Genomic DNA, 12747 nt, shown 5'->3' with positions numbered 1-12747 from the left:
GGAATTCCCGTGCTCGTCGACCTGCCTACCGCGCCCTTATCAGCCTCCCTCGATATGTCCCTGCTACGCACGTTCATCACGGTTGTAGATGCCAGCAGCTTCGCCTCAGCCGCAGAACTTCTGGCGGTCACAGCCTCAGCCGTGAGCGGGCATATCAAGCGCCTTGAAAGCGACATCGGTGTAAAGCTGCTCGAGCGAACTACCCGCAGCATGGCACTGACACCAGAAGGTGAAATGCTTTACAGCTACGCCCGCAACATTCTTAGCCTCGAAAGAGAAATACGAGCAAAGCTCCGTGGCTCATATATCCAGGGTCGCGTTAGGGTGGGCTCATCCGAGGATTTTGCTGGGACTTGGCTGGCCGACGTGCTTCAGTCATTCAGTCGAACTCATCCAAAAGCCTCGGTCGAGTTGAAGGTTGGGATCACCTCCGACCTGTTACAGCAACAGCAGCTAGGTCAGCTGGATGTGGTGTTCGGTAAGCAATGCAGGAAGATTGACGATCAAGGCGAGCTGCTATGGGAGGAGCCGTTGATATGGGCTTACAGCTCAAGAGCTAATCTGGAAGGCGACTTTCCCTATCCTTTGGCAATGTTTCCTGAGCCTTGCGTGTACCGAGAAGCGGCACTCCAAGCGTTGTCACGTTCCAAACGGCCTTGGCGCCTGGCCTTTGAAAGCAGCAGTATGGCGGGCTGTATTTCAGCTGCGCTCGCCGGGTTTGCGGTGACGCCAATTGCTCGGAGCCAACTACGAGAAGGGTTGAGGGAGTTGGATAAAAAAGACGGTCTGCCGCCACTGGGAACTGCGCGTTTCTACGCATTTTTTAACCGCACCAATGATGTCGCCCAAGCCTTGGTAGAGTCTGTCCAGGACGTTGGTAAGCATCGGCGTTTCATGCCTCAATGACTCATGACAATCGGCAACGTGGAGTATCGCCAGAACGCAGATTTCATGAAAACAATGGTCGATTCTTCACCTGCTCTTTCAGGTGCGAAATGAAGCTTCGCACCGCTGCTGAGAGATTTTCCCGGGAGGGATAAACCGCAAAAATCCCAATAGGCGGCTCTACCGTCCAGTCCGGCAAGGCTTCAACCAGACGACCCGCTTTCAAATCTTGCGCGACATGCCAGTCAGCAAGCATCGCAAGCCCATGCCCATCGATAGCCATATGCCGGACTACCTCTCCCATAGTGGCCGTAAAGCTGCCTCGTACGCGAACAGTGTGTTGTTGTGCGTCTTTAGCGAATACCCATCGGTCTTGGCCAGAAATGATTAGCGCATCGAGGGCTTTCAAATCTTCTGGGCACGAAGGCATCCCATGATGCCGCCAGTATTCAGGTGAAGCACAAACCAGACGTCTGCAGGGTGAAATTAGCTGTGCGATCAGCGTCGAATCTTCCAGCGCACCATAGCGGATAGCTAGGTCCACGCCCTCTGCGACCAAATCAACCATGCGGTCCGTCAAGTCGAGTTCAATCGAGACCTCTGGATAACGCCCCAGGTAGCTGCTCACTACTTCAGACAGGTAGCTGCCGGCGAATGTGGCTGACGACGTAATGCGAAGTCGGCCAGATACACCAGAACCTTCGGATAGAGCCCGCTGAGCAGCATCAACGCTCTTGATGATGCTTGTCACGTGCTGGTGAAACTGTTCACCATAGGTGGTTGGGCTTAACTGCCGAGTGGTGCGGTTGAATAGGCGCTGGCCAATGCGATCTTCGAGACTCTGTAACCTTTTACTGCCGCCTGCAGGGGTAATGCCCAAGCTGTCAGCCGCGGCGCGGATTGAGCGAGTCGCATAAACCTCCACGAAGAAGCGGAGCTCATCGATAGAGTCCAGCATGATTCGCAACCTTTAGGACCGAAAGACGGAACCATTGTCGCCTATTAGTTCCAAGCGCTCGATGATAATTTTCCAGAAATTGTTAATTGAATTCTGGAGCAATGATGAAAGCTATCGTCATCACCCGTCATGGTGATTCTCAAGTCTTTGAAGATCTCGAATTGCCTGATGTGCAAGCCCGACCTGGGCACGTTGTCATCGATGTGCAGGCTACCAGCGTCAATCCAGTCGACACAAAAATACGCCAAGGGAGTGAGGGTACGGCAGGTCTGACGTTCCCAGCAGTTCTCCATATGGATGTCGCGGGCATCATCAGCGCTGTTGGCGAAGGTGTAACAAAGTTCAAGGTCGGCGACGCTGTGTATGGCTGCGCTGGCGGCGTTGTGGGAATCCCTGGAGCGCTTGCCGAGCAGATGGAAGCCGATGCGGACCTGATAGCCATCAAGCCCGAATGGTTGTCCTTTGCGCAGGCCGCTGCACTGCCGCTGGTATCGATTACTGCTTGGGAGGCCTTGGTTGACCGCGCCTCGATCAAACCCATGGACGACGTACTGATTCACGGAGGCACAGGAGGCGTTGGCCACATAGCAATTCAGTTGGCCAAGGCGATGGGGGCTCGCGTGAGCACGACGGTTTCGACCGAAGAAAAAGCTGAGATTGCCCGAAAGCTTGGAGCCGACGAAATCGCCCTCTATACCCACGAGGCGCCTGACCAGTACAGCCAGCGCATTACCGGCGGCAAAGGTTTTGACACCGTGTTCGACACCTTCGGTGGCGAAGTCCTGCAGAATTCACTCAAAGCGGCGAAGCTCAAAGGGCACGTCATTTCGATCATCGGGTATGACACCTATGACTTGACCGACATGCACTTCAAAGGCCTTAAACTCGACCTGGTGTTCATGCCGATCCAGATCATCCACAACGTGAACCGCCAGCATCATGGGGATATTTTGAGAAGGATTTCGGCTCTCGTAGATAGAGGCTTGATCCGACCTCTAATCGACCAAAGCTACCCCTTCACACGTGAAGGCGCCGGCGCTGCTCATGACCGACTCGAATCATCCAAAGCCATCGGCAAAATCGTCATCGCGCGATAGTCCGATTTCAACTATCCCTACCTGAAGGATTTCATTCGATGAGCACTAATTCGCAAACCCAGGCACTGCTTTATCTAGTCGCAACCTTGAAAGCAGCTAAAGGATCGGAAGACAAACTGCTCAGTGCTCTCAAAGCACTGGTGCCTTTGTCCCGGCAAGAATCTGGTTGCGTGCGTTATGACCTGCACGTGGATCGCGAAGATCCCTCCGTTCTGATCGTTTACGAGATCTGGCGTGACGATGAAGCTCTGGACGATCATGCCTCTTCGGCACATTTCCAACACTTCCTGAAGATCGCAGAACCGCTACTCTCGGCACCGCTCGAAGTCAGGATTCTTGACCTGGTTGTCTAGAGGCTGACCCCGCTTACCCGATGAGCCTTTTCGCTATCTGAAAAAGGCTCATCGGGATGGTCAACTGGAAAAGCCAGAATCCTCCAAGTGCGAGTCATTTATCTCGAGCTGCTGCTCACGCTCAAGGCTTAAGCCGATAGACACGCAGAGGCCATTGGATTCGGGAAACGCCCCCGTTGAAGAGTGCCACACGATCCACTTGGGCCGCTGGCAAATAGATTCTGCCTTGGCTGTCGAAAGTTGGTGCATCCACCCAGTGGAGGCTGGGATCAGAAGCTACCGTCTCTGTTTTTCCGGATGGACTTAAGCGTTTTACCGTATCGGTCGCAAGGTCACTGAAGTAGAAGTTGCCCTGTTTATCCAGCGCCGTCCCGCCAACCGGTGGCAGGTCGCGCCAAAACTCCACCTTCTCAGCTAACTCAGCAGGAGAAAGCGAAGAGTCGTTCAGCCAGCGAGTTTCAATCTTGTACCAAGGGCCTTCTAGCGCGGCAAAATACAGCCATTTACCGTCGTGACTCGTCTCTAGGGGATCCGAGTTAACTCGCAGTGCTTCACCGTTTGGAGCCCTTACCACCTTACCGCTAAGCACAATATCTCGGTCGACGGGAGCCCTCACTGCTGGGCTAGTATCAAGCACTCGGCGCATGTTCGCGCTCGCGAGGTCGAGCACAATTATCCCCGGAACTCCGGCATCTGTGAGGTAAGCGTGATCACCACTGAAACGTATATCGTCGATGTAACTGCCGTCCTTTAAAACATCTGACGTGAAAGTAATAACTTTCGTCGCCTTACCTGATTGTAGATCCACCACGACCAGCTTGGCGGCGCCGGGAATCACGTGGCCACCAAAATCCGACACACCCGCATCGACGATCCACAATTGGCCATGAGCATCCCTATGCAGGGCGTTGACGTTGATGAAGCGCTCGGAAACCGGAACTGACGCGTTGTCGCTGTTCCAACGGGCATCTGGGAACGGCTGGGGACGACGATTAGCGTCAAGTTTGGAGACGGATGGTCCCTTCATTCCAGTCCATTTAGGGCCCGCTACGTACACTCCATCAGCGTCGTCCACGGCGACAGCATTCCAGATTGCATCATGGGTTTCAGCGATGACTTCCAACTGTTTATCCGCAGCCTGGGCCAAGCCTGCGAATGCTGTTAGAACAACGGGGTATAGCCATTTACGTCTCAATATATTCATTGCCTATCGCTCCTATGAAAAAGACGAAGCAATGATCATCTGCATGAGATACGCTGAAAATCGCCCATTCAAACGAATCAATTTCAGCGTTATGAAGAAAATTGTCCGACTCGATGACCTTCAGGTCTTTGTCACCACCGTGAAGCTCGGTAGTTTTTCCGCAGCCGCTCGCTTGCTGGATACCTCACCCGCGTTTGCGAGTTCTGCGATTCAGCGGCTGGAGACGGGCCTAGGAGTTCGGTTGTTTGTCAGGTCTACCAGACGCCTGCGTGTTTCTGAAGATGGAGAGCGGTATTTGCCATACGCCGAGGCTGCCTTGACCGCAATGACGGGCGGGGAGATGGCACTGGATGAGGGCCGCATTGACATCTCTGGCCCGATTCGCTTGTCGATGCCCTCGGATTTGGGTCGCAACGTACTTCTGCCTTGGCTGAATGAGTTCCAAAAAGAGCATCCTCGGATTCAGCTGCAGCTGCGAATTAGCGATCAGATCGCCGACTTTTTTACCGACCAGATCGACGTGAGCATTCGCTATGGGCAACTTGCAGACTCGAGCCTCATCGCTCTGCCACTTGCACCCTATAACACCCGCACAGTATGTGCCTCGCCCGAATACGTCGCCCGTTGCGGAGCGCCTGAAACGCTGGAAGACCTGGCCAAGCACAACTGTCTGCGCTTTGTGATGAGTGAGCAAACATATGAGCGGTGGACATTTCATCTGCCAGAGGGCATCAAAACCGTTGCGATCACAGGAGATCGTATTAGCGACGACGCGGACGTGGTCCGCCGCTGGGGGGTAGCCGGCGCTGGCATCCTTTACAAATCACGAATCGATGTGAGTGCGGATCTGCGGGCCGGTAATTTGGTTGAGCTATTCCCTGGGGGGATTGGCCAACCAGCACCGCTGCAAATGGTGTGTGCCCATCGCCATTCCCTTACGCCGGCCATACAGAAGCTGCGAACATTTCTGGCAATGAAATGCGATGAAATGCAGATGCGGCCCGCCGATGGAGTAAATGATGTCGAAGGGAAGACGGTGCTCACTGAATGAATGGATTGTCCTTCTCGGCTTTGGAAAAGGACAATTATTCAGATTTTCAGGATGCCGGTTTAATGTAGCTCGCGGTCCCGTCAATCCAGTCTTGGCGCTGAGGAGTGAAGATGTCGATATCGACCGTGCCTTCCTCCAAAGAGTGGAACTCATGAGGGACGTTCGGCGGGAAGACAATAACGCCGCCTGCCTTCACGATGTAACGTTTGCCTTGAGAAAAAACTTCTACTGAGCCAGCAGTGATCCAAGTGATCTGTTCGTTGGCGTGATGGTGGAGAGGCACTACCGCGCCTTTCGCAAATACCCATTTGGCCATTGTGCTCTGCCCATTGTGAACGGTCTGACGCGTGATGCCCGCGCCCATCTGCTCGATCGGGATTTGGCGAAAATCGTACAGCTCGGGAAGGGTATGACGGAATGGAGAGATTGTTGGCTGCTCTCCTTTGCCTGGCGCATTGGTTATCAGTGTCTCGGCCGCTAAAGTTGCGCCGCTCAACGTCATGGCGCAGGCGAACAGGGAAAATGCGAATGCTTTCATGGGGTAACCTGATACTAAGTTAAGTGACCTGTAGTATCCCCGTCGCTACAGATCACCATAAATAGGGCTGGATCCTTAACTCTTTCTGTATATCGCGGAAAATGACTGTCAAGTCTTATGAGAGGACGGGCTCAATGGTGGGATAACCCTCCGTTGAGCCTTCCACGGTGCTCAACCCACTTTGACAGCTCGTGTCCAGATAAGCCCCACGACGGCGAGTGCGGCCAGCATCACAATCACCGCGCCAAACAACTGCGCGGTAACCATGATGTCGGCGCCTTTGGCCACCTCATATCCCGCTGCAATCGCGGGAACTCCCATGCCCAGATAGCAGCACAGGAAAGAAACAGACAGCACACCCGCCAGTTCTACAGGGGCCGCTGCGGCAACGACCATACGGATACCGCCTTGAAATCCCGCTCCAAATCCCATGCCGGCAATACCAATGCCGTAGAAGAAAAACGCGAAGGATTTGAATTGCAATGAGATCAAGACAGTAACCATCCCGATCATAAGTGCCAGGCTTCCAACCCAAGCGAATGTGCGGGCCGATCGTGATCGCAATGCAAGGATTGCTGCCACCCCGCTCCCTGAAAACGTAGCCAGTGCCAAGCCGCCTATCGATGACGAAGAGACTTCAAAGACATGCTTGATAAGGGCGGGGCCAAGCGATGCATAAAAGCCGGCAACTGCCCACCCGGCAATGAAAACCGATGCTGCGATCAGCATGGCGGAGCGTACCTGGGTGGGCACGCTGAATTGAGGAACCAGAGAGCGCAGCGCTCCGGGGCGGGCGGGTTGCGTATCTCTCAACAGCACCAGTCCTATGAACTGGACGATCAGTATGCCAGCAAGAACGGCAAACACCGTATGCGTGGGAAAGGGTACGAATTGCACCATCACACTTCCCAACAGTGCACCGATTGCGCTTCCGCTCACGGGCGCAATTGCATTCGCGATCGCGCCACGCTGGGCGTGAAGCTGAATCAGTCCCGCACCGACCGCCGACACGGCGGCGCCTGTGGACAGCCCCTGAAGCACACGTCCGGCTATCAACTCCCCCAGTCCCGACGCCGTGCCCAGTGAATACATGGCCACAACTTGCATAGCCGTCGTCACCAGCAAGACAGGGCGCCGACCGATGTAATCCGACACCCTGCCGAATACCAGCAAAGCGGCCAGAACCGAAAGCGCATAGACACTAAATATGATCGTAATGACGACCGCCGAAAAGTGCCAAGCGCTTTGATAAATGGGATAGATCGGAGTTGGGACGCTGGAACCTGCAAGAAATGAAAGCGTGATCGACGCCAGTAGACAGAACCGTACTCGAGGGGACAGCCTTTGGTGCGGCTCAGCACCGCCAGATACCCTGGAAAGCGAAATCTCAGTCATGGCGAATTCAACTCATCAAAGTCCACTGATCAACAGGCATGCGCCGAAACCAAATATCGCCATGCCCACCGCGAAACGTACCGCTCGCCAAGGGCGAGCGGATGCAGTAACGACTGCCGTCATGCCTTGCCTTCAATCAGGGTGTAATTGGCAGCGTGGGTTACATCGGCCTTGGGATTGGAAATCGCATCGTTCATCACGCCCACTACTTTCCCGTTACGAATAAGCGCTGGGACGTCGTGGCTAGGCAGCAAGAACTTGCTGTCCGCAAGGGCGCGCTTGAGCGCTTTCTTTTCTTCAAGAGTCGACATTGCACGGTTCGCAGTAATAGTTGGCTCGTGCGCGGCCTGATCAAGGATCGGGTCAATCAATTGGTCCTGGAGGTTGTAGGCAATATCACCACAGATGTTAGCCATACCTTCGTCTGTCTCGACGAGGATCGACAGGGAGCCTGGGGTATGGCCACCCGAAAGGCGAACAGCGACTCCGGGAATGACCTCTTCTTCAAAAGTGCCGTCGACATCGAACAAACGAATCGCACCACGAGTATGCAGACGATCAATCAGATGCTTGGTGTCGGCCGCGGTGTACATCAGCGGGCCCATAATTCCGGAAGCTGCGAACTCCAGCTCGCGGCGCGAGATGCCTACGGTGGTTGCCATGGGGAAGAGATCCGTCATGCCGACGTGGTCGATGTGGGCATGGGTATGGAGGATGTGGCGGATGTCCTTCATGCGCATACCGTGTTGCGCAAGGTGATACTCAAGTGTCATCTCTGGAGTTACTTCGTAAGGCAGACCGAAAGCGGCGTACTGCTCGATGCTTCGCGAACCAGTGTCCACCAAAATCGGCTCCTCACCACCAGTAATAAGAAATCCCAAAACAGGAATCGTCACCGTTTCACCTGGGTTACGGAACAGGACCAGGCCACTGGAGTCGAGCTGCATGTTGCCGAGATTGATGGGATGAATTTTCAACGCCATGGTAATTCTCCTGCTGGTTGCCCTTAATCGAGGCAAGGCTTCGCCAACGTCGAGTTTTGAGCACTCGACGGGACCGAAAATGAACTGGGTTATGGAAAAACCGGAAAGGACAGACAGATCCGGTCTTTGAGCGGCACTAGACTATTTAGAACCGACCGGTTCAATATAGGTTACCAGCAGCGAGTCGGCAAGATAAAAAACCGATCCGTTCAAAATAATTTAAAGCAGCTTTACCGCTTGCATGAAGTGGCCGACAGGATCGACTGCGTCCTTGGTCTGCAGACTGCTCTCAACACAAACGCCAGAAAAGAACACCATCACCAAGTCGGCGATTAGCTCGGCCGGGAGCCTGGTTTGCTCCGCTTGCACGTTCGCCACCACCTCAGGCATCAAGCGACGGTGGCTGTCGATCAAAAGCTGGCGTATGCCGTCGGACAGGGTCGAGATTTCACGCAGCGCGTTGACCGAAAAACACCCGGTGCACCCATTTTCTTGCCTTTCTCCCAGCCGCAAAAAGCTTTCAATATTGGCCCACCCCAGAGGTTGTGCGCTCAGAATTTCAGGTGCTCCTCTGTGCTGGTAGTAGTAAGCAAGAGCGTTGAAAAACAGGTCTTCCTTGTCTCGAAACTCAGAGTACAGGCCTGATTTATTAACCCCGGTAGCCTGCTCCAAATGCTGCAGGGACGTCCCAGCAAATCCATGTTTCCAAAACACCGGGAGCGCCTTTTCGAGCACTTCTTCTCGACTGAATTTTCGGGGTCTGCCCATGACACATCTCGCGAGTTGAAAAACTTAAAGAACCGATCGGTTTGATATCATACCGTTTCTTTGAGAGATGTAGCCAGCGGGGACTGAGCGAAAAATATCGGCTGATCTATCTCGTTGATTCCTCGACTGTCCCATCGACATAGCAGAGGGCGCCACTGCTAAGAACAGGGCGGTGAACCAACATCCATGACTTAGGCCAACATACTGATCTCGTGCAAGGCTCTAGAAAATATTGTCAGCGCTTGCTCAATAGGGTCATACCATTCGGAGGCAACGGAAGCGCGGTCTTGTACCTCACCTGCTTTAGCGCAAAGCTGGAGCGAATGTTGGCGACTCCCGGGATTTTGCTGAGGTGCTCCAGGATAAAACGCTCCAGATCTTGAATCGACGAGACGAGCACCCTGATTAGGTAGTCAGCATCGCCGGACATCAAATAGCATTCCATGACCTCGGGACGTTCGGCAATTGCGGCCTCGAATCGAGCCAATACCTCAATCACCTGCTTTTCGAGACTGACGTGGATAAACACGTTCAAGTGAAGGCCTAGGGGTTCTGGATCCAAAAGAGTCACCTGCTGACGGATCAACCCTTTCTCCTGCATCGCCTTGACTCTGTTGAAGCACGGCGTGGGCGATAGATTGACCGAACGAGCCAGTTCAGCGTTAGTGATCCGGGCATCATCCTGCAACATGTTTAGGATGTTGATGTCAGTCCTGTCCAATCGGGTCATAAGGAAATTAATCTCCAAAAAGCTATTTTCAAAGAATTTTTTTACTGACACAGCTCGTGTTGCTTCGGACTTCAGAGAATTTCTCTGGCGTCCGCAATTTAAAATATCTTCATCACACTTGTGGGGATAGGGCAATGAGAAACACGAGCGATCACTGTAGCGGCACCGGCGTCACAAGCCCGCAACAGGCAATGGGTGTAACCGTCTTCTCCAACCGGACCAAGGGCGTGACCTTACTGGTCGTTGCCATCCTGATTTGGGGAGCCAATTGGCCGGTCATGAAATCCGGGCTGTCTCACATCACTCCAATTTGGTTTTCAGCAGCACGATTCGTGACCGGTGCCGCGACATTGTTTGCCTTACAACTATTGACCGGTACCCTCAAGCTGCCGAGCCGGCAAGACATCCCACTGCTGCTTAGCGTGGGTTTACTGCAGATGTTGGCTTTCACCGTCCTGGGATCGATTGCCATGGCAGAAATCCCTGCTGGCCGATCCGCCGTGCTCGCGTATACCACCCCTCTGTGGGTCACGCCGGCTGCTGTGTTTTTCTTCAAGGAAAGGCTGAGCCGATCGCAACTTTTCGGAACGCTTCTGGGGATCGTGGGAGTCTCGATGTTGTTCAATCCCTTGGCGCTCGACTGGGGTGATCACGCCGTTATGAAGGCGAATCTTTTACTGCTCGCTGCATCATTCTGCTGGGCACTCTGCATTCTCCATTTGCGCCATTACAAAGGAAAATCCAGCGCCTATCAGCTCGCCCCTTGGCAAATGTGTATTGCGGCGGTTCCGTTGCTCGTTCTCGCTCATATGATCGAGGGCCCCTTCACAGGTGATGGCTCCCGGTCTTTCTGGGAAATCATCTTATTCGTGGGCCCACTCGCTACTGCTTTTTGCTTCTGTGCGGTCAACGCTGCGAGCATGTGGCTATCCACCACAAGCATGTCCTCAGCCATGCTTGGTGTGCCCATCGTTGGATTGTTGGTATCGGTCATCACACTCGGGGAACACATGACAATCTCCCTGACCATTGGTGTAGTGGCCATCGCCGGAGGCATCCTGTTCGTCAGCATGGGAGCACGTAAAAAAACAGCTTCCGCGAGCCCGCTCAAATGAGCGGGTGTGATCAACAACGCGCAAGCTGTGAAAACTATTGATGCTCAGCGCCGTTGGTAATAGGTGACATTAATATCGTGGGTTTATCAGAACCTTACCCCGGCGAGGTGATTCTTGGGCGAGCCCGGCCAACTCCAAGGCGAATATCTCGGAGATGTAAGGAGTCAGGCTCCCGGAACTCACCATGTCGATCAGATTTTCGAGCTTTTCTCGCACGGTTCCAGGTCCAGTTCCGCCTGCAAGGAACTCGGCGGTCACTCCATCAGGCGCAGTAGGGGGCAGGTCAAATAAGCTAAATACTCGTCCGCCAGGCTTCACTGCAGGGTAGATCGAAGCGATGCTCTCGGCACTCACGCCATCTATGACCAAATCCAAATCACTCAGCAATTGAGTGTAATTTGAATCCGCATAATTTAACGCCTCGTTGGCTCCAAGTGATCGTACGAAACCAAGGTTTGGTGCTGATGCCACGCCAATGACATGTGCCTTCAAGTGATGCGCCATCTGCACTGCAAGATGACCCACGCCACCAGAGGCGCCCTGAATGAGCACTTTCTGGCCCGGCCCCAGTTTCCCTAGAGCAATGATTGCCGACCACGCTGTCAGGCCAGCTACGGGCAACGAAGCAGCCTGCTGGAAACTGACATTATCCGGAATGCGGGCAAGATTGACGGCATCGATCTTGACGTATTCGGCGTAGCCTCCAGTGTTCGGCATCAGCCCCCCGAAGACACGAGTGCCGGGTGGAAGATCTGCCCCCTCACCAGCTTCCTCAACGACTCCTGAGAAATCTGACCCGGCTGTATAGGGGCGAGGTGCATACTCCCTCAGATAACCCTCCCTGACACGCCGATCAACGGCGTTTACCGATCCGTATTCAACTTTGACCACCACTTCCCCAGGTCCGGCTACTGGCCGTTTCAGTTCGCGCACCTGCAGCAGCTCCGGACCACCTTCACCTTCAACCACCACTGCTCTCATTGTCTGAACCATCACCGGTTACCCGTAATAAAAATCTAGAATATCCGATGAGAATCTGGCGACAATTAGGCACGTGTCCGTAACTAGGTTACCTGGAGGTAACTACTGTGCCGCCAAAAGAAACTCCAATTTCCCTGGCGCCTTGCCAAGGCAGAGAGCTGCTTGCAGATTTGCAGGTCACCGATAAATGGGTCACGTTGATTATTTACGGACTATTGAAGGGACCTTTGCGATTCAATGAGATACGCCGGTCTATCGAGGGTATTTCTCAGAAAATGCTCGCCCATAATTTAAGAGGCCTAGAGCGAAATGGGATGGTCAATCGTAGGGTTAACGACACCGCTCCCGTGACAGTGGAGTACAGCCTCACTCCGTTGGGGAAATCCTTTGAAATCCCGCTGCAGGCTTTGTTTGATTGGATTCGTCTACACCAAGCTGAGCTGCTGCACGCTCAGGGCAACTTTGACGCTCAACAGCATGACGTGGCCAGGCCGTCCGTCCATTCACGCTAACTATCAGCCACACATTACCAGCACTGTGCCCATCCATTTCAGCTTCATCCCAACTGGCGCATTGGATCTAGGCAGAACCCGTACCTGATCCTCGCCGAAATGAGATTTTCACGGAAACGGTGAAAGAGTTAATCAGATCCGACGGTTTTCCTTCGTCTAGACGAAAGACAAGATAAG

At 53.8% G+C, this 12747-nt stretch carries 14 protein-coding genes; 6 read left to right on the top strand and 8 right to left on the bottom strand.

Annotated elements, in window-relative coordinates:
• Positions 1-54: 54 nt before the first annotated feature.
• Positions 55-906, top strand: a complete 852-nt coding sequence (locus D3M70_RS01735; RefSeq protein ID WP_120123915.1) for a LysR substrate-binding domain-containing protein — start codon at positions 55-57, stop codon at positions 904-906.
• 43 nt (positions 907-949) lie between these two features.
• On the opposite strand, the gene D3M70_RS01730 is transcribed toward D3M70_RS01735, so the two are convergent.
• On the bottom strand, positions 950-1843 hold the full coding sequence (locus D3M70_RS01730) for a LysR family transcriptional regulator (protein WP_120123830.1): 894 nt from the start codon (positions 1841-1843) through the stop codon (positions 950-952).
• Positions 1844-1947: 104 nt separating this feature from the next.
• Here D3M70_RS01730 and D3M70_RS01725 point away from each other — a divergent pair, with 104 nt between their 5' ends.
• Together D3M70_RS01725 and D3M70_RS01720 are read left to right on the top strand one after the other, a co-directional pair.
• On the top strand, positions 1948-2940 hold the full coding sequence (locus D3M70_RS01725) for a zinc-dependent alcohol dehydrogenase family protein (protein WP_120123828.1): 993 nt from the start codon (positions 1948-1950) through the stop codon (positions 2938-2940).
• A 38-nt stretch (positions 2941-2978) separates the two neighbouring features.
• Complete coding sequence (locus D3M70_RS01720) at positions 2979-3293, top strand: putative quinol monooxygenase (RefSeq protein ID WP_120123827.1); 315 nt, start codon at positions 2979-2981, stop codon at positions 3291-3293.
• 121 nt (positions 3294-3414) lie between these two features.
• Here D3M70_RS01720 and D3M70_RS01715 read toward each other — a convergent pair whose 3' ends face one another.
• The gene (locus D3M70_RS01715; RefSeq protein WP_120123825.1) at positions 3415-4497 is read right to left on the bottom strand and encodes an L-dopachrome tautomerase-related protein; all 1083 of its coding nucleotides are present in this window, start codon (positions 4495-4497) and stop codon (positions 3415-3417) included.
• 43 nt (positions 4498-4540) lie between these two features.
• Between D3M70_RS01715 and D3M70_RS01710 the strand changes: the two genes are divergently transcribed.
• Positions 4541-5548 (top strand): LysR family transcriptional regulator, encoded by a 1008-nt coding sequence (locus tag D3M70_RS01710; RefSeq protein ID WP_120123914.1) that lies wholly within the window; start codon positions 4541-4543, stop codon positions 5546-5548.
• Positions 5549-5594: 46 nt separating this feature from the next.
• On the opposite strand, the gene D3M70_RS01705 is transcribed toward D3M70_RS01710, so the two are convergent.
• The 5 genes from D3M70_RS01705 to D3M70_RS01685 form a co-directional block, all read right to left on the bottom strand.
• On the bottom strand, positions 5595-6086 hold the full coding sequence (locus tag D3M70_RS01705) for a cupin domain-containing protein (protein WP_120123824.1): 492 nt from the start codon (positions 6084-6086) through the stop codon (positions 5595-5597).
• A gap of 171 nt (positions 6087-6257) precedes the next feature.
• A complete protein-coding gene (locus D3M70_RS01700; RefSeq protein WP_120123822.1) occupies positions 6258-7481 on the bottom strand; it encodes an MFS transporter in 1224 nt (407 codons plus the stop codon).
• Positions 7482-7600: 119 nt separating this feature from the next.
• Positions 7601-8464 carry an N-acyl homoserine lactonase family protein gene (locus tag D3M70_RS01695; RefSeq protein ID WP_120123819.1) on the bottom strand — a complete coding sequence of 288 codons (864 nt, stop codon included), beginning with the start codon at positions 8462-8464 and terminating at the stop codon, positions 7601-7603.
• A gap of 219 nt (positions 8465-8683) precedes the next feature.
• Entirely contained in the window at positions 8684-9232 is a 549-nt protein-coding gene (locus tag D3M70_RS01690) for a TetR/AcrR family transcriptional regulator (RefSeq protein ID WP_120123817.1), read from the bottom strand.
• A 235-nt stretch (positions 9233-9467) separates the two neighbouring features.
• A complete protein-coding gene (locus D3M70_RS01685) occupies positions 9468-9962 on the bottom strand; it encodes an Lrp/AsnC family transcriptional regulator (protein WP_120123913.1) in 495 nt (164 codons plus the stop codon).
• Positions 9963-10096: 134 nt separating this feature from the next.
• Here D3M70_RS01685 and D3M70_RS01680 point away from each other — a divergent pair, with 134 nt between their 5' ends.
• Positions 10097-11077 (top strand): DMT family transporter, encoded by a 981-nt coding sequence (locus D3M70_RS01680; RefSeq protein ID WP_256659664.1) that lies wholly within the window; start codon positions 10097-10099, stop codon positions 11075-11077.
• A 69-nt stretch (positions 11078-11146) separates the two neighbouring features.
• On the opposite strand, the gene D3M70_RS01675 is transcribed toward D3M70_RS01680, so the two are convergent.
• Positions 11147-12070, bottom strand: coding sequence for an NADP-dependent oxidoreductase (locus D3M70_RS01675; protein WP_120123814.1), 924 nt, complete (start codon positions 12068-12070; stop codon positions 11147-11149).
• A 95-nt stretch (positions 12071-12165) separates the two neighbouring features.
• On the opposite strand from D3M70_RS01675, the gene D3M70_RS01670 reads away from it, so the two are divergent.
• Positions 12166-12570: a helix-turn-helix domain-containing protein gene (locus tag D3M70_RS01670; RefSeq protein WP_218568398.1), complete on the top strand. Its 405-nt coding sequence runs from the start codon at positions 12166-12168 to the stop codon at positions 12568-12570.
• Positions 12571-12747: the final 177 nt, after the last annotated feature.

The sequence above is a fragment of the Pseudomonas sp. LS-2 genome (assembly GCF_003605735.1).
Lineage (GTDB): Bacteria > Pseudomonadota > Gammaproteobacteria > Pseudomonadales > Pseudomonadaceae > Aquipseudomonas.
This window is presented reverse-complemented; position numbering and strand designations above follow the sequence as displayed.